Here is a 19,488-nt window from a genome sequence, read left to right on the forward strand (position 1 = left end):
GACTGCTTACGCAGCCCGGCCCGACCAGCGGCCCTCGGCGCGGCTATTGCCATGCACCTCGCCGTCATCGCCGGTGCGGAAGCGGTCGACCTTTTCCGAGAGCATGTCGACACGCTGGCGCAGGCCCTGGATCTCGGCATTGTTCTCTTCCACCATCGCTGCATTCTGCTGGGTGATGAGTTCGACGTCATGAACCGCCTTGCTGACTTCATGCAGACCGGTCGACTGTTCGCCGGTGGCCGCCGAAATCTCGGCGACGAGCCGCTGCACGCCGCCGACATGGGCGATGATTTCGGCGAGCGCCTGGCCGGTTTCCTCGACGAGCTGCACGCCGCTCTGAACCTGGCCGGAGCTTGCCGAGATGAGTTCCTTGATCTCGCGGGCGGCCTTGGCGCAGCGTTGCGCCAGTTCCCGCACTTCCTGTGCTACGACCGCAAAGCCGCGGCCCGCCTCGCCGGCGCGCGCTGCTTCGACGCCGGCATTCAGCGCCAGAAGGTTCGTCTGGAAGGCGATCTCGTCGATCACACCGATAATGGTCGCGATCTTTTCCGAGGAGCGGTTGATCTCGCCCATGGCATCGACCGCCTTGGCGACAATCTCGCCGGAGCGGCTGGCGAAAGCCTGGGTCGCATCGACGGACTGCGCCGTCTGCTTGGCGCGGTCGGCGGTGGAGCGCACGACATCGCTCAGGTGACGCAGCGCCCGTGAGCTTTCTTCCAATGCTGCCGCCTGCTGTTCGGTCCGGCGGGCAAGATCGTCCGCCGAGGATGCCAGGTTGCCCGTGCCGCCCTTGATCTCGACGGTCGCGGAGCGAACATCCGACAGTGTCTGGCGCAGCGCCTCGACGGCGTGGTTATAGGTATCGGCCATCTCGACGAAATCAGCGGCAAGATCGTTGCGCATGCCGGTCTCCAGATTGCCTTGGGCAAGCTGCTGAAGCACGTCGGAGAGCGCGTTCAACGCGTGCTTCTGTTCGGCCTCGATGCGGGCGCGCTCGGCGGCGCGGCGGTTGGCCTCGTCGGCAGACAATGCACGCGCGCTTTCGGCTTCCTTCTCAAGCCTGACATTTTCGACCGCCGCATCGCGGAAAACGGCGACCGAGCGCACCATGTCGCCGATTTCATCACCGCGGTTGCGGCCTTCGATGGCGACTTCGAGATCGCCATCGGCAAGCCGCGTCATCACGTCGGAAACGCGCTTCAGCGGGCCGCGCAGCGTCTCGACCAGCATTAGGCCGCCGACGATCGCAAGCAGCGTCCCAAGGATCATTGCAAAGACGGAAACCTGGGCCGAACGCTCGCTGTCTTCCTTGCCGAGCTCCTGCGCCTGGCTGACGAACTGGCGCAGCGAGGCCATGGCGCCGGAGAGGATTTCGGAGGATTGCTGGCGGGCAGCCTTCCAGTCGGCTGCTGCTTTCAGCATGTCGGCCGAACCTGAGGCCAGCGAGGCGGCGGCCGGGGCGATCTTGTCAGCGAAGGCTTTCAGCACGTTGTCCTTGGCGCCGAGCGCGGAAATCTTCTTTGCGGTTTCGGTGAGCGTCTTGAGATCGGCGAGAACCACGTCACGCGAAGCACCGACACGCGCGCTCAGCATCTGACTGACATGCACCTGCAGACGATCGGCGATGTCGCGCACTTGATCGACCGCGTTCAGCAATTCGCGTTGTTCGGCAATGCTCTTGTCGAGGCTGACGAAGCGGGCGGACGCCGTATCGCTGTTCTTGGCCGACTGCAGCGTCATCTGCCCTTCGGTATTGACGAAGCCGGTAAGAAGCGGCGCCATGCTTGTCGCCTTCTCATCCGGCGTGCCATTGCCCTTCAGCAGTGCATCGAGCTTGTCCGCGGTACTGGCGAGCTGCTCGATCAGCGGCATGCCGTCCTTGGAGACCATGCCGCTTGCGACACCGAGCTGTTTCCGGATCTCGGCCATATGCTGCTGGGCTGCCTCCACCTGCTCGTCGGGCGTGAAGCCCATCTGGATATCGACGCGCATCGCGCCCATGATGTCGGTCAGCGACTTGAAGGCGACGGTATCGTAAAGCAGCGCCTTGGCGAAGACTTCCTTGTCGGTAAAATCCTTGCGCACGATATCGGCCTGTCCGCCGGCTTCGTCGGCCGCAGCCGAGATTGTCTGCAGCGTCCTAGTGATCGTCGCAACACTCGCATTCTCATTCTGGCGCAGACTCCACAGCGTTTCCTGCTGCCTGCGCATGGCAGATGCAAGGCTGCTGACTTCGGTGAGCTGGCTGCGCTGGTTGTCGGTCTTCAGGAGGCCGTTCAGACGCACCACGCCGTTTTCCTGCGCATCGATCGCCTTGCCGAAATCGGCCTTGCTCGCATCCGAGGGATCGGAGACGAATTCCTGCAGCGCGGCCTGGAGGTTCTCGAAATCGGAAATGTTTTCGATCGTTGCGCGGGTCACCGTCATATGACCGTTCAGGATATTGGCCGTGTGGTAACCAAGGATACCGACGCCGGCGATCAGCGCGACGAGCGGGATGACGAAGAGCAGGACCTTGGTGACGATACGACGGCTTTGCAGGAGACGGTCGATGAAGTGCATGGGGAGCGGCGCCTTGAAACGATGGTACCGTCCATTCCACAATCATTCCGGATGGCTCGGCGGCACACTCCATCATGGAGAGTGGTCGTATCTTTGGCTGAATCGGTTGATACAACCTTAATCCGCAACCGACAGATCTGGGAATCATCCTTATTTTTCTAATATTTGCCGCATCTGCTTTCCCTCACGTTCGGTTGCACCGCACTGCAGCAACGAATTATTTCAGGTGTGGCATTCCTCCGATTCCCTTGGCCGTCGTTCCCTTCTAAAAGAGCCTGTAAGGTAAGGGATTCTCCAGCATGCCGCGATCACGCAATACCGAAGGCGCCATCTTTATGAGCATGGCGATGGCGGGCTTCTCCTCGAGCGACGCACTTTCCAAATCCGTCATAGCCTATATGAATGCCGGCGAGATCATGTTCCTGCGCGGCCTCTTCACCAGCATCCTCGTCTATCTCATCGCCTGGAAGTTCGGCGCGTTGCGTCCCTGGCGCATCATGGTCAAACCGGTAATTGCGCTGCGTATCGCCTGCGAGATCATCGCTGCCGTCACCTACATTACCGCGCTCGGCATGATGCCGATCGCCAACGCCTCGGCGATCCTGCAATCTCTGCCGCTGGTCGTCACTTTCGGCGCTGCGCTTTTCTTCAAGGAGCCGGTGGGCTGGCGGCGCTGGATGGCGATCCTCGTCGGCCTCGTCGGCGTCATGATCATCATTCGCCCCGGACCGGAAGGCTTTACCGCCGCCGCGCTGCTCTGCGTCGGCAGTGTGGCTTCGACGGCTGGCCGCGATCTCGCTACCCGCAGCATTAGCAAGGACATCCCCTCGCTGATGATCACGACGGTGACGGCCATATCGGTCGGGATATTCGGCGCGCTGATGATACCCTTCCTCGGCGGCTGGGAGCCGGTCAGCGCCACCTCGCTGTCGCATCTGCTTCTTGCCTCCGTGCTCGTGCTCGTCGGCTACCAGTCGGTCATCGTTGCCATGCGCACCGGCGAAATCTCTTTTGTGGCGCCCTTCCGTTATACGAGTCTGATCTTCTCCGCTTTGCTCGGCTTTTTCTTCTTTGCGGAAGTGCCTGATTTCTGGACGCTTGTCGGTGCCGCCATCGTTATCGCCTCCGGCCTCTATACATTCTATCGTGAGGCCAAGCGCCACGTGCCGCCGGTCGCCCAGGAATCGGCGCCCCGCTCGCCTGTATGAGATGTCGCCCGTGTAGGATCGAGGTATCGCCATGACTGATTTTACGCTCGACAGATCGGCCATTCCGGGCGTCGTGCTGGCAGGCGGCCGCTCCTCCCGCATGGGCCGCGATAAGGCAGCCGTGATACTCGGCGGTCGCAGCCTGCTCGATCATGTCGTCTCCCGCCTTTCGCCACAGGCGGCCCACATCGCCATCAATGCCGATGACGACGCTGGCCACGGCCTGCCTGTCATCTCCGACCGCATTCCCGGCAAGGCTGGGCCGATGGCCGGCATTCATGCTGCGATGGTCTATGGGTCAGGCCTCCCCGCCACCCATGTCGTTACTGTCTCAGTCGATTGCCCCTTCTTCCCGGCCGATCTCGTCAGCCGGCTTGCCGCTGCCATCGATCATCCGGAGCAGATCGCCATTGCCGCTTCCGAGGGCCGCAGCCATCCGATCTTTGGCCTCTGGCCGACCGCGCTCGCCACCGATTTGGAAGAATGGGTGGAGAATGACGGCAAACGCCGCGTTCGCGACTTCCTCTTACGTCATCACGCCACGGAAGTACCCTTCCCGCTGCATCCGACCCGCGCCAGCCTTCTCGATCCCTTCTTCAACATCAACACGCCGGATGATTTAATGGAGGCGGAACGCTGGCTGGAGGCACTCGGAGGATAACGAAGATGGGCATATGAGGGAGGATGGGCGGATGGCACATAAGATCTTCGGCATCGCCGGCTGGAAGAATTCCGGCAAGACCGGCCTTGCGGTCCGCCTCGTCGAGGAGTTCACCCGCCGCGGCTATCGCATCTCCACCATCAAGCACGCCCACCACGATTTCGACATAGACAAGGTCGGCGCCGACAGTTACCGCCACCGCCAGGCCGGCGCCCATGAGGTGACGATCGTCTCCGGCACCCGCTATGCCATCATGCACGAGCTGCGCGGGGAGCCGGAACCGAGCTGCGAGGAGATATTAGCCCGGCTGGCGCCGTGTGATCTCGTGCTGATCGAAGGCTATAAGCGCGAGCCGATCCCGAAGATCGAGGCCCGACGGCTGGAGGCGGCAAGGCGGGATCCTCTGGCGCCTGAGGATCCGCATATCGTAGCGATTGCCGCAGATCATGCCGTGGAAGATGCTGGCGAGCTGGCCGTGTTCGATCTCGATGATACGGTTGGGATCGCGGATTTCGTGACGCGTATGGTCGGGCTTGGGGCTCCGGTTGGTGTTTGAGAGACAGGTGTGAGACGGCCTCCGGAATCGGCTGTGTCGTTTTCTGTTCACGCCATAGCCTCGCCTCTTTCCAGAGAATCCAAAAAAAAGGGCGGGGCCTCACGACCCCGCCCCTCACGACTTATCGGTATTCTTACCTGTTCTGCGCTACCGGCCGTACCAGCGGCGTCACACGCCGGATGGTCACGCGCCGGTTCTCCTGGTTCGGCCCCAGCGTGTTCACCTTCAGATACTGCTCGCCGTAACCCTGGGTCGCAAGGTTCTCAGCCGGAATGCCATAGACATCCGTCAGGACATTGGCGACTGATTCCGCGCGCTGGTCGGACAGGATCAGGTTGCTCTGGGCCGAACCCACGGCATCCGTGTGGCCTTCGATCAGGAAGGTCTCGCTGGCATTCTTGTCGAGGATCTCCTTAATCGCATCGGCCACCTTGCGCAGCGTGCGGGCCTGGCTCATCGGAACTTCCGCGCTGCCGGTTGCGAAGGTTATCGTGTCCAGATCGATACGGCGCACCTTGTCGCGGATACGAGCGGAATATTTCACCTCATTCAGCGAATAGATACGCTCGACGGGCTCCACCGGCGGCTCGCTCAGGAACTCGTAATAGTCGCGATCCGGCTCGGTGCTGGTGTCGATGATATAGTCGTCCAGCGGCACGCTGAGGCGCATCGGCGGCAGGTCTGCACCCGGATCTTCGAAGTAGTCACGATTCGGATCCTCGTAGAGCTCGGGCGAGTAGTAGAGCACGTCTTCCCGGCCGCGGGCATCGATGCGCGAGCGCTGAATGATGTCGCCGTAGCGGTTGCGAATCGTCACAATACGATAGCCCTCGGGCCGGATGATCGTCTCGCGGTAGCGGTCACCCGAAAGTTCCTCGTAGGTCGGCCGTTCACCGTCGCGCAGGAAGCGGCGGTCGTCATCGCTGCGAACCACGGTGCGGTCGCCGAACTGGATGATGACACGGTTATCGTTGGTTTGCTCGCCGTAATTTGCGCCTTCCGGCCGGGCGAACTGCGGGCGGCTGTCGATACGACGGCCCTCCTCACGCGTGACGGCTTCCATCTGCACCGGCGCACGCTGCGCTTCGCCACTGAACACTTGGGCCTGGGCATCCGATTTGGGCAGTGGCACTTCCTGGCTTTGGGCGCGCTGGCGGTCGCGGTTGCGGCGGCCTTGCTGGCCCTGGCTGCGATCGGCATCCTTGTCGCTGTCAAGAACAGCGGCACCGTTCTCAACCGGCAGAACGATCGTCTCGTTGCTCTTGGCCGGATCCTTGGCGATCTCCTTGCGGCGCTGCAGTTCCTGCGGCGTGATCTTTTCGGGCGCTGGAATTGCCTGTTCGGTCTGCTGAGGCGCGCCGGCGGCCGGCTGTTCTCCCGGCTGAGGCGCAATTGCTGTCGGCTGCTGGCCGGGTGCCGGCTGCACGGCCTGACCGGTGGCCGGCTGTTCGCCAGCGGCAGGCTTCTCGGCAGTCGCAGGTTTTTCAGCGGGGGCGGGTTTTTCGGCTGTCGCAGGCTTCTCCGCCGGGGCCGGCTGTTCAGCCGTTGCGGGTTTCTCGGCCGGCTTGGGCGCCTCACCTGATGGTGCCGACTGCTGCTCGGTGGCAGGCAGCTTCTTGCCGCCGGGCGCCGCCTGCTTGCCACCTTGCGGCGGCTCGGCAGACTGTTGCGGGGTCTGCTCTGCCGGCTGTTCGGCGGTTGTGGGCTTCTGGCGCTGGCGCGGCTTTTCAGCGGGCTGCTGAGCTTCGCCCGCTGTCGGGGCTTGTTCGGCCGGCGGTTGTGCTTCCGGCGCGGCCTGCTCGGTGTTCTGCTTACGGTCGCGCTGGCGCTTCGGCTGTTCTGCCTTCGGTTGCTCGGCTTGGGGTTGTTGTTCGGTTTGCGGCTGTACTGCCTGAGGCTCAGGCTGTGCCTGCTTTTGGCGGCGCGGACGTTGCGGCTCCTCAGCGGCAGGTGCCTGCTGCTCGGGTGCTGCTTGTTCAGGCTGTGCCTGGCGCTTGCGCGGACGGGCGGGTTCTTCAGCGGCAGGCGGCTGTGCCTCCGGTGCGGCCTGCGGTTCGGGCTCGCGTTGACGCTTGGGTTTCTGTTCCGGAGCGTTCTCGGCAGGTGCCTCACGCATCTGCGGCTTTTCCTGAGGCGCTTCGCTCTGCCTGGGCTTTTCCGCTGGCGCCTCCTTCTGCTGTTGCTGCTGCTCTTCCAGCTTCTTCTTCTTTTTCAGAAGCTCCTCTTCCGATGGCGCATCCTGCGCCACCTCGTAGCTTCCTTGGACAACGGGTTGGACTGCGCCTTGCACCCCTCCGCTGACTGCGGCGTAAGCGCCCATTGGCGGCATCGCAAGGGCAAGGGAAAGTAGCGGAAAGGCTGCACTGGCAAACAGTCTGGATTTCATGCCCATCAGGGATTTCCTCTTTCTTGTCTCAACGTCAACCGGGGCTGACTGCCCGGCAATCACGGCTTTTTGTGCACCAAGCAAAGCCCAACTTGGTAAAATGCGGGTTTGTTCCGAAGGCTAGGAAAAGCGCGATTAACCTCACCTGAACATCGCAGTCGGGTGACATTCATGTCGGTCTCAGCCCGGCCATCGGTTGCACCGCACAATTGCGGCGGGATTCCTGTTGCAATTTTGTGAAAAAAAGTTTGATTATCGCCGCAAGACGGTGGTGGCACCGTCGAGGTGTGCGGTCGCCGGCGAACAACAAAAAGACCCGGCGCCACCAACAGAGAGGATCCTCATGCGCATTTCCACCAAGCTCCTTGCTGCAGCCTCGCTCGCAGCAATGTCTCTCTTCGCCGGCGCGGCTCTCGCCGACGGTGAAAAATATGTGATCGGCACGGACTCGACCTACCCGCCGTTCGAATTCGTCGATGCCAGTGGCACCATTCAGGGCTTCGACATCGATATCGCCAAGGCACTCTGCGCCGAAATGAAGGCCGAATGCTCCTTCGTGTCCACCGACTGGGACGGCATCATCCCGGCGCTGAACGCCAAGAAGTTCGATATGATCGTCTCGTCGATGTCGATCACCCCGGAGCGCCTGAAACTCGTCGACTTCTCCAACAAGTACTACAACACCCCGCCGGCAATCGCCGTGCCGAAGGACTCCAAGATCACAGACGTCGCCGGCCTCAAGGGCAAGGTGATCGGTGCGCAGACCTCAACGACGCACGCCAACTATGCCGAGAAGCATCTCGCCGACACCGAGCTGAAACTCTACCCGACGGCTGACGAATACAAGCTCGACGTTTCCAGCGGCCGCGTCGACGCCGTCATCGACGATGTCGTCGTTCTCTCCGAATGGGTCAAGTCCGACGCCGGCTCCTGCTGCAAGATCCTGACGACCCTGCCGGTCGACAAGGAAATCAACGGCAACGGCGCGGGTATCGCCATCCGCAAGGGCGATCCGCTGAAGGAGAAGCTGAACACTGCGATCGCTGCAATCCGCGCCAGCGGCGAGTACAAGAAGATCCAGGACAAGTACTTCGATTTCGACGTTTACGGCGAATGATAAATTCGCTATCTGGCCGATGAAGGAAATGGCGGAAGGCTTGCTCTTCCGCCATTTTTGTTTGACAAAGGTGGCAAGATCAAAACGGCAAAAGCCGTGAGGGGACTTCTGGCATGGGCGGATTGTTTTCCGCGCTCGGCTCCTTCTGGAGCTTACTGGTGCACATTTTCGATCCACTGTGCGGACCCGTCGGCCTCTTCACCTGGTTTGGTCAGTCGACGATTCTTGCCTGTGGCGATAGCGGCTGGGGCGATGAGATCGCGCTCGGTCTGCAGGTCACCGTATCGGTGGCGATCGTCACCTTGCCGATCGGTCTCGTCATCGGTTTCCTCGTGGCGCTAGGCCAGCAATCGGAGGAAAAGTCCCTGAGGCTGGCAGCCGGCATCTACACGACGATCTTTCGCGGCCTGCCGGAGCTTCTGACGCTCTTCATCATCTATTACGGCATGCAGATCCTCATCCAGTATCTGCTGGATCTCGCCGGCTATGAAGGCCCGCCGGTCGAGATTAATGCCTTCCTCGCCGGCGTGATCGCGCTCTCGGTCGTCTTTTCCGCTTACTGTTCGGAAGTGCTGCTGTCTGCCTTCCGCGCCATCCCAAAGGGACAATATGAGGCGGGAGATTCGCTGGGTTTGCATCGCTCCCGCACTCTGCGCCTCATCGTTCTACCGCAGCTCATCCGGATTGCGCTGCCCGGCCTGACGAACCTCTGGATGGTGCTGCTGAAGGACACATCCTACGTCTCGATTATCAGCCTTGCCGATATCCTGCGCCAAACCAGTGTCGCCGTGCGCGTCACGAAGGAACCCTTCTTCTTCTATGGCATCGCCTGCGTTCTCTATCTGGTGCTCGCCATCCTCTCTTCCTTCGCGCTCGTCTATATCGACCGCTGGGCCAAGCGTTCGGAGGTCCGCCGATGAGTTATGCCGAAACTTTGATCCCGCCGCAGCCCGCACCCCGCGCAATCGCCAAGCCAATGACGGCCTCCCGCCTCGGCGGCTACATGCTCGTCGCCTTCTGGGCACTGCTTGCCGCGCTGCTGGTCTACACCGTCATTGCCGGCTGGGATCCGGACAAGTTCACGCGCTACGGGCCGCGTTATCTGCATGGCCTCTGGGTGACGCTCAGCATCGTTGCACTGTCTGTCTTCTTCGGCGCCATTCTGTCGCTGCCGCTCGCCATGGCACGCCTGTCGAACAACCGGTTGCTGAACTGGCTGGCCTATTGCTATATCTATTTCTTCCGCGGCACGCCGCTGCTCGCCCAGCTCTTCCTCGTCTATTACGGGCTCGGCGTGTTCCGCCCGCAGCTGGAAGCCATCGGCATATGGTGGTTTTTCCGGGACGCGTGGTATTGCGGCGTCTTCGCCATGACCATCAATACGGCTGCCTACCAGGCGGAAATCCTGCGCGGCGCAATCGAAAGCGTCCCGCATGGCCAGCGTGAGGCAGCCGCAGCTCTCGGCATCCACAAGGCTATTGCCTTTCGTAAGATCGTCTTGCCGCAGGCCTTCATCGTGGCGCTGCGTCCCTATGGCAATGAGATCATCCTGCTCATCAAGGGCTCGGCGGTCGTTGCCATCATCACCGTTCTCGACCTGATGGGCGAGACCCGCTATGCCTTCTCACGCACCTTCGATTACCAGACCTATCTCTGGGCTGCGATCTTCTACCTGACGATCGTGGAGGCGCTTCGCCATATATGGGCTGCCATCGAGCGACGCCTGACGCGCCATCTGAAGCGCTGAAAGATTTGGCAGCACTCTCCCATTGCTGCTGCCAAGTCCTTGAAATCAAAAATAAATGGCTCTTTTGCTTCGCATCTGTCAAGCTTCGGTTAACCACGGCATGATTTCATATCATGCTGCGCTAATAAGCGCGGAGTGGGAACAAGAAGAAGTGAGACAAAATGCACAAGGATATCGAAAAGCAGCTTCAGGGTTATGGACTGACAACCGCCCAGATCCTCTACCGCATGCCGGATCACCCGGCCCTTCTCCAGACTTATATCTGGCAGGACTACGACCTCGCCCCGGATTTTCCGGAGATGCGCGGCTTTTTAAAATTCTGGCAAGAGAAACTGGACGGGCCGCTGCATTCGGTCCGCTATACCCACCGCAGGCTCATTTCGGCAACCGAGTGGCGCTCCCTTAAGGGCGAATTCATATTGCACTGAGATTGCAGTTGCGATGGTAAGCTGCGGGCTCTAAAACGCCCGCATGAACAAAAAGAAGATCGACGAAGAGGCTCTCGCGGAAGCCTATAATCGCGCTCTTGCGCTTGAAAAGTCCGGTGATATCGATGCAGCCGTGGACGCCTATCAGGAAGTCCTGGCAATCGATCCCGACGATCACGGCGGCGCGGCCGTCCGGATCGCCTCCATGGGCCGCGGCGAAACGCCTGTTCGCGCACCGGACGCCTATGTCGAAACCCTCTTCGACCAGCATGCCGAAGTCTTCGAGGACGTGCTGGTGGAACAGCTCGGCTATCACGTGCCGATGCTCGTGCGCCAGCGCCTGCAGGATCTGAAACTGGGCCCCTTCAAGCGCATGCTCGATCTCGGCTGCGGCACGGGCCTTACCGGCAGCGCGCTCAACGATCTTTGCGACGAAATGGTCGGCATCGATATTTCCGAAAACATGGTCGTCATCGCCGACGAGAAGGAAGTCTATGAAACGCTTTTCGTCGCCGAGGTCGAGGATTTCCTCGATGACAATGACGAGGAGCCCTTCGACCTCATCACCGCCACCGACGTTCTGCCCTATCTCGGCGCACTGGAACCGCTCTTCTTCGGCGCCGCCGAGAATATGAACCCCGGCGGCATCTTCGTCTTCTCCTCGGAAACCCTGCCCGAAAAGCTGGCGGACGGCCGCCCCTACATGGTCGGCCCGCACCAACGCTTCATCCACACCGAGACCTATATCCGCGAGCGACTGGCCGCCACCGGCTTTGAACTCCTCGAGATGCTCGAAATCAACGTGCGCATGCAGGAAGGACAGCCGAGCCCGGGCCATCTGGTGACGGCGCGCTACACGGGCTGAAGGCCATCTGGCATTTTGCGGGCGTCTTACTAGTTTCCTGACCTGATCTCTTCAGGAAAGGTCAACGCATGGCGCTCGTTCTTTACCAGCATCCGCTTGCCTCCTTCTGCCACAAGGTGCTGATCGCGCTCTACGAAAACGGCACGCCCTTCGAAAACCGCTTCGTCGATCTCGCCGACGAACAATCGAGCGCGGATCTCCTGCGCTTCTGGCCGGTCGGCAAGATCCCGCTTCTGCGCGACGAGACGCGCGACAGCACCGTTCCTGAAACCAGCATCATGATCGAGTACCTCGACCGGCACTATCCCGGCCCCGTGCCGCTCGTGCCGGAGGAAACCAACGCCGCCCTGCAGGTGCGCCTCTGGGACCGTTTCTTCGATCTCTATGTGCAGGTGCCGATGCAGAAGATCGTCATCGACCGCCTGCGCCCGGAAGGCTCGGCCGACCCGCATGGCGTCAACGAGGCGCGCGACATGCTGTCGCTCGCCTACGATATGGTGGAGAAACAGATCGAAGGCAAAGCCTGGATCACTGGCGACGCCTTCACCATGGCCGATTGCGCCGCCGCTCCTGCCCTCTTCTATGCCCGCACGCTGGTACCCTTCACCGAGAAGCGCCCAGGCCTCGAAGCCTATTACCGCCGCCTGCTGGAGCGCCCTTCCTTCGCCCGCGTGCTAAGAGAGGCGCTGCCCTATTTCAAGTTCTATCCCTACAAGGAAGATCTGCCGGAAGAGTTTCGGCCATAGTATGTTTTCTCCGGCCCTATCAAGATCGATTGCATCCCGGAAATCCGCTGACCATAAGGGCGAGCGAACATAATGCGTCAATGTCCGCCATCGCTGCCAAGAATCGCCGACAGCAGCCTGCCCTCCAGCTCCGCCAGCGCTGGATTGCCATGGCGGCGCGGGTGCGGATAGGGAATGGCGAGATCGAGCGCGACACGGCCCTCCTCCAGCACGATTACCCGGTCGGCGAGATGCACCGCTTCGCTGACGTCGTGGGTGACGAGTACGGTGGTGCAGCCGAGTTCGCGCCAGACGCGGTTCAGCAATTGCTGCATGCTGATGCGCGTCAAAGCATCGAGCGCGCCGAGCGGTTCGTCAAGGGCCAGAACACCAGGTTTGCTGACAAGCGCGCGCGCCAGCGCCACGCGCTGGCGCTGGCCGCCGGAAAGGCGTGTCGGCCATTCATCGGCCTTTTCGGTGAGCTGCACCTCGTCGAGCACGGCTTTCGCTTCCGCAAGCGCCTGCTTCTTTTCGATACCTTCCCCAAGACCGACCACGACATTGTCGGCGACGCTGAGCCAGGGCAGAAGCCGCGGCTCCTGGAAGACGATGCGTGCGTTGGGCTCGATTTCTCTGCCGTCGGCACCTTCGAAACTGAGTTCGCCCGATGTCGGCCCGTCGAGACCAATCAGGATGCGCAGCAGTGTGCTCTTGCCGCAGCCGCTCTTGCCGATAACGGCGACAAACTGTCCGGCTGGAATATGGAGATTGATGCCACGCAGCACCCGGTTGGCGCCGAAGCTCTTTTCGAGGCCGGAAAGTGTAATGGCCGCAGCACCGGTACCTGCCGCAGCGGCTGGCCCCTCGCCGAATTCCACTTCTTCGGAGGCGTGGAAACGCTCATGTGTGATGACGGTCATGGCTTGTCTTTCTCTATTTTCGCGCAATTCCGAGGCAAAACCGCTGCACACTTTTGCCGGATTGTTCTAGTTCGCGTAGGCCGGGTTCCACTTCAGCGTCTGGCGCTCCAGCGCGCGGGCAACAACGTCGGCAAGCTTGCCGAGTACTGCATAGATGACGAGCGCCAGCACCACGACATCGGTCATCATGAATTCGCGGGCATTGTTGGCCATATGGCCGATACCCGAGGAGGCGGCGATCGACTCCGAGACGATCAGCGTCAGCCACATGATGCCGAGTGCATAACGCAGGCCGACGAAGATCGATGGCAGCGCGCCGGGGAAGATCACCTTGCGAAACAGCGTCCAGCCGCTCATGCCATAAACCTTGCCCATCTCGATCAGGTCGCGGTCGACGTTGCGCACGCCATGATAGGTGTTGAGGTAGACGGGAAAGAGCACGCCGAGCGAAGTGAGAAACAGTTTCGATTCTTCACCAATGCCGAACCAAAGGATGACAAGCGGGATCATCGCCAAGTGCGGAATGGTGCGCAGCATCTGCAACGTCGTATCCGTCAATTGCTCCGAGAGCTTCGATACGCCATTGGCGATTCCGATAAGGAAGCCGATCGACCCGCCGACGAGAAGGCCGGCAAAAGCGCGCGCGGCGCTGACCAGTACGTCCTCAGGCAATTGCCCTGATATCGTCGTTGTCCAGAAGGCCGAGGCGACATCGGCGGGCGACGGCATGATGCGCGAGGAAATCCAGCCGACCGAACAGCCGAGCTGCCAGAGCGTGATGATCGCAACCGGCACCAGGTAGGGCAAAAGCTTATCGCTGCCGGGCAGCGGCAGGCGGAAACCCGCCCTGCCCCCTCTGACACCTGCCTTGCGCGTCGCGGCGGCAGCCCGCGCAAACGTATCGAAAGTCGACATGGATATCTTCCTCGCGCTTCAGTTCTGGGGAATTCCGGGAAACTGTGCGAAGCTTCGTGTCCGGAATTGCGTTGGTAAGCGGCCTCGATCAGGAGCCGGAAACGACCTTCAGGTTGCCGCCATGGCTGCCGCCGGCAAAAACCTTCTTGCGGCCGAACTCGTTGTTGAAGCTGAGCCGCTGTTCGTCCCTCGTGATGCCGAGTTCCGGGAAGAGCAGTTCGGCGACGCGATAGGCCTCTTCCAGATGCGGATAGCCGGAGCCGATCACCGTATCGATGCCGACCTCCTGATATTCGCGCAGGCGCGCTGCCACCGTCTTCGGCGAGCCGACGAGCGCGGTGCCCGCACCGGCACGCACCAGGCCGATGCCGGCCCAGAGGTTCGGCGACACTTCGAGCTTGTCGCGGCGGCCGCCATGCAGGGCCGCCATCCGCTTCTGACCGACGGAGTCGGATTCCTTGACGAAACGCTCCTGCGCTTCGGCGATCGTCTCGTCATCGAGATGACGGATCAGGCGATCGGCGGCTTCCCACGCTTCCTCGTCCGTTTCGCGGACGATGAAATGCAGGCGGATACCGAAGGAAACCTCGCGGCCCTTGCCGGCGGCGGCTGCGCGCACTTTCTGCACCTTTTCGGCAACCTGCGCCGGCGGCTCGCCCCAGGTCAGATACTTGTCGACGCGGCCAACGGCGAAATCGATGCCGGCATCCGAGGAGCCGCCGAAATAGAGCGGCGGGCGCGGCGACTGCACCGAGGGGAAGCCGAGGCGTGCTTCGGTCGCCTTGATATATTTGCCGTCATAGCTCGCCACGCCCTTTTCGAGCAGTTCTTCGAAGACATGGAAGAACTCGTCGGCATGGGCGTAACGCTCGTCATGCTCGAGATGAATGCCGTCGCCGGCAAGCTCCGCCGGGCTGCCGCCAACAACGATGTTGAGCAACAGGCGTCCATTGGAGATGCGGTCGAGCGTCGTGGCAAGGCGCGCATAATAGGCCGGAGACGCTGTGCCCGGACGGATCGCCACGAGGAACTGAAGCTTCTCGGTCTGGGTCGCCAGCGCCGATGCCATCACGAAGGATTCCTCGCAGGCGACACCAGTCGGCAGCAGCACGCCGGAGTAGCCGAGGCGATCCACCGCCTGGGCGATTTGCGTCAGATAGCCGATTTCGGGAGCGCGATTGAGATCGGTGGAGCCGAGATAGGTTCCGTCACCGGACGTCGGGATGAACCAGAGGAAATTGATCGGATCGGATGAGGCGGTCATAAGCGCGTTCCTTCTTATGGATATCTGAAATCAGCTTCACTGGGCATATCGTGACATAGACCACAAATTATATCGACAATATCAATTTGCGATTCTGGCTTGGTGTGGAGAATAATTTTGCCCGGTTCCGCGGCATGGCCACGCTCCCATGCCGCGGCCCGCAGACCTCTGCCCCAAGGTGTAGGCGCCAAGAGCTGACGGCGTCAGCTCGCCTTCGGCCGCCAAACGATATCGCCGGTGGTGAGCTTCTTCGGCACGATGCCGAGATTGTAGAACTCGTCAGCTAGCGCCTGCTGATAGCTTGCGGCCGCATCGGTGACGGTCGTCACGCTACCGAGATCGGCGCCGGGCCGCTGCAGCGTCACTCGCGTGATGTTTTCAGGGACGCCGGTAATTTCCGAGAGCTCCTTGACCGTCGCATCGAGATTGTCCTGTGCTGCGCGCCCCACCTTGGCGAGCTCGTCGAGTACACTGACGATGACGGTGCCGCTCTGATCGGTGAAATCTTTGTTGGCGAGGAAGAAGCTGTAGTAATCGACGATGCCTTCGGCCGTCGTCAGGATGCGCGTATCAGGATCGGCCTCGGCGATGGCGAGATACGGATCCCAGATCGACCAGGCATCAATGCTGCCATTCTTGAAGGCGGCCGCTGCATCCGGCGGCGCGAGATCGATCTGCTGGACATCGTCGGGCTTCAGCCCCGCCTTGCGCAAGACCTTGACCGTTACGTTGTGGGCGCTGGAGCCGCGCTTGAAGGCCACCTTCTTGCCCTTCAGGTCTTCCAGCGTCTTAATTGGCGAATCCTTGCGCACGAGAATGGCTGAGCCAGCCGGGCTACCCTTGTAGACGCCAACATAATAGAGCGCCCCGCCGGCCGCCTGGGCAAAGAGCGGCGGCACATCGCCCGTGGCGCCAAAATCGAGCGCACCGGCGCCAAGTGCTTCCAGAAGCGGCGGGCCTGACGTGAATTCTGACCAGCTGACCGTAATTCCCTGATCGGCAAGCCGCTTTTCGAGAGCGCTGCGTCGCTTGGCAAGTGCCAACACGCCGTTCTTCTGCCAGCCGATGCGAAACTCTGTTGCCGCGGCTCGCGCCGCACGGACGGATGGCAGAATGGTGGTGGCGGCCGCTGCCCCGAAAAGTCCCAGTGTCTGTCGGCGTGTAATCATCTCTATCCCCTTCCTTTGGCTGGCGGGTGCTCCTGCTGCCCCGCTCGACCCTTCGATGGATTTATGATGATTTCTATAAATTAGATCGACAACAGAATTTATCATATTCGCGGAATCTGAAACTTTCCCAACCCCGATTTTCGCAGATTGAAGAAATTTTGTTCCAAGGCAGGCCACTTCCACCGCTGCCATGGCTTTCCGTCCCTGGCTGTTTCCTTTAATCCTCTGAGCCTGTTTGCAAGCAGTTATGGAGGACAAATATATGGCGAAAGTCGCTTTCATCGGTCTCGGCGTTATGGGTTTCCCGATGGCGGGCCATCTGAAAACAAAGGGCGGCCATGATGTCACCGTCTATAACCGCACGGCCGAAAAGGCCGCCGCCTGGGCGGAAAAATTCTCCGGCAAGTCCGCCCCTACCCCGGCCGAAGCTGCTGATGGCTGCGATTTCGTCTTCGTCTGCGTCGGCAATGACGATGATCTCCGCTCGGTGACATCAGGCGAAAACGGCGTGCTGAAGAGCATGAAACCCGGTTCCGTGCTGATCGACAACACAACCGCAAGCGCCGAGGTCGCCCGCGAACTCTATGCGGCTGCCAAGGCGAAGGGCGTCGATTTCATCGACGCGCCCGTCTCCGGTGGTCAGGCGGGTGCCGAAAACGGCGTGCTGACCGTCATGTGCGGCGGCGATGAAGCCGTCTTCGAAAAGGCACGTCCCGTCATCGATGCCTATGCCCGCATGGTCGGCCTCATGGGACCGGCAGGTTCCGGCCAGTTGACCAAGATGATGAACCAGATCTGCATCGCAGGCATCGTCCAGGGCCTTGCCGAAGCCGTGCATTTCGGCAAACGCGCCGGCCTCGACATCGAAAAGGTGGTCGATGTCATCTCCAAGGGGGCCGCTGGTTCCTGGCAAATGGAAAACCGCCACAAGACCATGAACCAGGGCAAGTATGATTTTGGCTTTGCCGTCGACTGGATGCGCAAGGATCTTGGCATCGTCCTGACGGAAGCCCGCCAGAATGGCGCCAAGCTGCCGCTGACAGCCCTCGTCGACCAGTTCTACGGCGATATCCAGGCGCTCGGCGGCAACAGGTGGGATACGTCCTCGCTGCTCGCCCGCCTCGAGAAGTGATTGGCCCAGGAATATGAGCCCCTCTTCGAGCGCAACTGAGCTAATCGAGCATCTGCAGACGCTGCGCTCCGAAGACAATATCGCCGGCATGGCGCGTTTCGGCATCGTGACCGAAACCGCCATCGGCATCTCCAATCCCGTCCTGCAGAAGATCGCCCGACTCGCCAAGAGGGATCACGTCAGGGCGAAAGAGCTTTGGGCAAGCGGCATCCGCGAAGCGCGAATGCTGGCGCTCTACACGTTCGACCCGAAAAGTCTGACGGCAGCCGAGGCCAGAACACTGGCCGCGGACTTCAATTCCTGGGAGATCGTCGATTGTGCCGCCGACCTTTTCGTCGAAGCCGGCCTTGATAAGCTGATCGCAGACTTTGCAGCCGACGAACGTGAATTCGTCCGGCGAACCGCCTTCGCCATGATCGCCGGTGCAGCCGTGCACCGGAAGAAGGACCGGGATGAAAGCCTGCTTAGCTACTTGCCGCTGATCGAAGCCCACGCGACGGACCCGCGCAATTTCGTCCGCAAGGCCGTTAACTGGGCGCTGCGCAATATCGGAAAGCGCAGCCGCGCCTGCCACGCTCCGGCGCTGGCTCTTGCCGAACGCCTTGGAGCAAGTGCCGATAAGACTGCACGCTGGATCGGCAAGGATGCGGTCAGGGAATTGACGAGCGAAAAGCTGCTCGCCCGGCTCTAACCTTATTGCGCCGCGATCGCTGCGCTCGTTGGAACGATCTGATGCTGCTTGGATTTCTCGACGAGGAAATCGATTAGTGCGCGCACCGCCGGCGGCATGCCCTTGGTCGTCGTGAAGACCAGATAGAACTGGCTCTCCGCCGTCTGCCAGTCCGGCAGCACGCGAACCAAGCGGCCGGCCTGAATATCCTCCGCGCAGGCACGTTCGAGGATGAGGCCGTAACCGACACCGGCACGAGCCGCATCGAGGATTGCCGTCATGCTGCGGCAGGTCAGCCTCGGCTGATGCCGCACGACCTTCTTCTCCTCATTGGGACCAACCAGCTCCCAAGTATGGAAGGACATCCAGGTGGACATGGCGAGCGTCGGTCCGTTGGCGAGATCATCGACACAGCTGAGTTCACCCATGCGCTCGACCAGCGAGGGGCTGGCAACGAGAATGCGCCGCGCCCGGTCGAGCTTGCGCATCACCAGGCTCGTTTGCGTTTCCGGCTCGCTTGCTGCCCGCACTTCGACATCGATTCGCTCGTTGATGAGGTCGGTACGCCGATCGGAGCCGATGATCTGCAGCTTGATCTTGGGATAGCGCTCCAGAAATTCAGGCAGAACCGCGCCGAGTGAGTTATCGACAAGACCGAGCGGGCAACCCATGCGCACGATCCCCTGCGGATCGGATTGAGCTTCCGTGACGATCGACTTGGCACGATCGGCTTCCCGAAGAATCGTCTGGCACTGCTCGTAGAAGGCCTGACCGATCTCCGTCACCCGGAAGTGACGTGTGGATCGCTCGATCAGCCTCGCCCCAAGACACTCCTCCAGACGGCTGACACGTCTGCTGAGCTTGGACCGAGGTATTTTCAAAGTTCTACTTGCGGAGGCAAAGCCACCGCTGGAGACGACGGCAGCAAAATAGAAGTAATCGTTAAGATCGTCCATAATCGAAACCTACCCGAGAGTAGTAATGAATGCCAGCCCCTAGGATGTTCCACCTGTGACGTTACAGTCACATTATTGGCATCAAATCCGAGAGGATAGAACCTGGCCTGACGCGAAGCTTGCCGGACGGGATGACGCAACCGCAAGATGCATGTCGCACAACGAAATATGGCGCAATCAACCAAGGCAATGAATGCGCTGATAGTT

At 61.0% G+C, this 19,488-nt stretch carries 18 protein-coding genes; 11 read left to right on the top strand and 7 right to left on the bottom strand.

Annotated features, from left to right (window positions below):
* Positions 1 to 6: 6 nt before the first annotated feature.
* Positions 7 to 2,562: a HAMP domain-containing methyl-accepting chemotaxis protein gene (locus tag EV281_RS04665; protein ID WP_132651734.1), complete on the bottom strand. Its 2,556-nt coding sequence runs from the start codon at positions 2,560 to 2,562 to the stop codon at positions 7 to 9.
* 299 nt (positions 2,563 to 2,861) lie between these two features.
* Between EV281_RS04665 and EV281_RS04670 the strand changes: the two genes are divergently transcribed.
* From EV281_RS04670 to mobB, 3 genes are read left to right on the top strand one after another with little or no spacing between them, the layout of a single operon-like run.
* Positions 2,862 to 3,770 carry a DMT family transporter gene (locus EV281_RS04670; protein ID WP_132651735.1) on the top strand — a complete coding sequence of 303 codons (909 nt, stop codon included), beginning with the start codon at positions 2,862 to 2,864 and terminating at the stop codon, positions 3,768 to 3,770.
* Positions 3,771 to 3,801: 31 nt separating this feature from the next.
* Positions 3,802 to 4,431, top strand: coding sequence for a molybdenum cofactor guanylyltransferase MobA (gene mobA, locus EV281_RS04675; RefSeq protein ID WP_132651736.1), 630 nt, complete (start codon positions 3,802 to 3,804; stop codon positions 4,429 to 4,431).
* A 31-nt stretch (positions 4,432 to 4,462) separates the two neighbouring features.
* Positions 4,463 to 4,987 carry a molybdopterin-guanine dinucleotide biosynthesis protein B gene (gene mobB / locus EV281_RS04680; RefSeq protein ID WP_132651737.1) on the top strand — a complete coding sequence of 175 codons (525 nt, stop codon included), beginning with the start codon at positions 4,463 to 4,465 and terminating at the stop codon, positions 4,985 to 4,987.
* Positions 4,988 to 5,120: 133 nt separating this feature from the next.
* Here the strand turns inward: mobB and EV281_RS04685 are convergent, their stop codons facing one another.
* A complete protein-coding gene (locus EV281_RS04685) occupies positions 5,121 to 7,379 on the bottom strand; it encodes an OmpA family protein (protein WP_132651738.1) in 2,259 nt (752 codons plus the stop codon).
* Positions 7,380 to 7,716: 337 nt separating this feature from the next.
* On the opposite strand from EV281_RS04685, the gene EV281_RS04690 reads away from it, so the two are divergent.
* From EV281_RS04690 to EV281_RS04715, 6 genes are all read left to right on the top strand, one after another.
* Positions 7,717 to 8,490, top strand: coding sequence for a transporter substrate-binding domain-containing protein (locus EV281_RS04690; protein ID WP_132651739.1), 774 nt, complete (start codon positions 7,717 to 7,719; stop codon positions 8,488 to 8,490).
* Between the two features lie 113 nt (positions 8,491 to 8,603).
* Complete coding sequence (locus tag EV281_RS04695; protein ID WP_132651740.1) at positions 8,604 to 9,410, top strand: ABC transporter permease; 807 nt, start codon at positions 8,604 to 8,606, stop codon at positions 9,408 to 9,410.
* On the top strand, positions 9,407 to 10,237 hold the full coding sequence (locus EV281_RS04700; RefSeq protein ID WP_132651741.1) for an ABC transporter permease: 831 nt from the start codon (positions 9,407 to 9,409) through the stop codon (positions 10,235 to 10,237). The genes EV281_RS04695 and EV281_RS04700 overlap by 4 nt, the downstream gene beginning before the upstream one ends.
* Positions 10,238 to 10,398: 161 nt before the next feature.
* Entirely contained in the window at positions 10,399 to 10,665 is a 267-nt protein-coding gene (locus EV281_RS04705; protein WP_132651742.1) for an usg protein, read from the top strand.
* A gap of 43 nt (positions 10,666 to 10,708) precedes the next feature.
* The gene (locus tag EV281_RS04710; protein ID WP_132651743.1) at positions 10,709 to 11,530 is read left to right on the top strand and encodes a class I SAM-dependent methyltransferase; all 822 of its coding nucleotides are present in this window, start codon (positions 10,709 to 10,711) and stop codon (positions 11,528 to 11,530) included.
* A 68-nt stretch (positions 11,531 to 11,598) separates the two neighbouring features.
* Positions 11,599 to 12,276, top strand: coding sequence for a glutathione S-transferase family protein (locus tag EV281_RS04715; RefSeq protein WP_132651744.1), 678 nt, complete (start codon positions 11,599 to 11,601; stop codon positions 12,274 to 12,276).
* Positions 12,277 to 12,353: 77 nt separating this feature from the next.
* Here the strand turns inward: EV281_RS04715 and EV281_RS04720 are convergent, their stop codons facing one another.
* The 4 genes from EV281_RS04720 to EV281_RS04735 all read right to left on the bottom strand — a co-directional run bounded on the left by EV281_RS04720 (position 12,354) and on the right by EV281_RS04735 (position 16,523).
* The gene (locus EV281_RS04720; protein WP_132651745.1) at positions 12,354 to 13,175 is read right to left on the bottom strand and encodes an ATP-binding cassette domain-containing protein; all 822 of its coding nucleotides are present in this window, start codon (positions 13,173 to 13,175) and stop codon (positions 12,354 to 12,356) included.
* A 66-nt stretch (positions 13,176 to 13,241) separates the two neighbouring features.
* Positions 13,242 to 14,090 (bottom strand): aliphatic sulfonate ABC transporter permease SsuC, encoded by an 849-nt coding sequence (gene ssuC, locus EV281_RS04725; RefSeq protein ID WP_132651746.1) that lies wholly within the window; start codon positions 14,088 to 14,090, stop codon positions 13,242 to 13,244.
* A gap of 88 nt (positions 14,091 to 14,178) precedes the next feature.
* Entirely contained in the window at positions 14,179 to 15,354 is a 1,176-nt protein-coding gene (gene ssuD, locus EV281_RS04730; RefSeq protein WP_132651747.1) for an FMNH2-dependent alkanesulfonate monooxygenase, read from the bottom strand.
* 203 nt (positions 15,355 to 15,557) lie between these two features.
* Positions 15,558 to 16,523 (bottom strand): aliphatic sulfonate ABC transporter substrate-binding protein, encoded by a 966-nt coding sequence (locus tag EV281_RS04735; RefSeq protein ID WP_132651748.1) that lies wholly within the window; start codon positions 16,521 to 16,523, stop codon positions 15,558 to 15,560.
* A 247-nt stretch (positions 16,524 to 16,770) separates the two neighbouring features.
* Between EV281_RS04735 and EV281_RS04740 the strand changes: the two genes are divergently transcribed.
* Together EV281_RS04740 and EV281_RS04745 are read left to right on the top strand one after the other, a co-directional pair.
* The gene (locus tag EV281_RS04740; protein ID WP_281026249.1) at positions 16,771 to 17,655 is read left to right on the top strand and encodes an NAD(P)-dependent oxidoreductase; all 885 of its coding nucleotides are present in this window, start codon (positions 16,771 to 16,773) and stop codon (positions 17,653 to 17,655) included.
* A gap of 13 nt (positions 17,656 to 17,668) precedes the next feature.
* Positions 17,669 to 18,346 carry a DNA alkylation repair protein gene (locus EV281_RS04745; protein ID WP_132651750.1) on the top strand — a complete coding sequence of 226 codons (678 nt, stop codon included), beginning with the start codon at positions 17,669 to 17,671 and terminating at the stop codon, positions 18,344 to 18,346.
* 2 nt (positions 18,347 to 18,348) lie between these two features.
* Here EV281_RS04745 and EV281_RS04750 read toward each other — a convergent pair whose 3' ends face one another.
* The gene (locus EV281_RS04750; protein ID WP_132651751.1) at positions 18,349 to 19,281 is read right to left on the bottom strand and encodes a LysR substrate-binding domain-containing protein; all 933 of its coding nucleotides are present in this window, start codon (positions 19,279 to 19,281) and stop codon (positions 18,349 to 18,351) included.
* Between the last annotated feature and the right edge of the window lie 207 nt (positions 19,282 to 19,488).

It is taken from the genome of Rhizobium sp. BK418 (assembly GCF_004341105.1).
Taxonomy (GTDB): Bacteria; Pseudomonadota; Alphaproteobacteria; order Rhizobiales; family Rhizobiaceae; genus Rhizobium.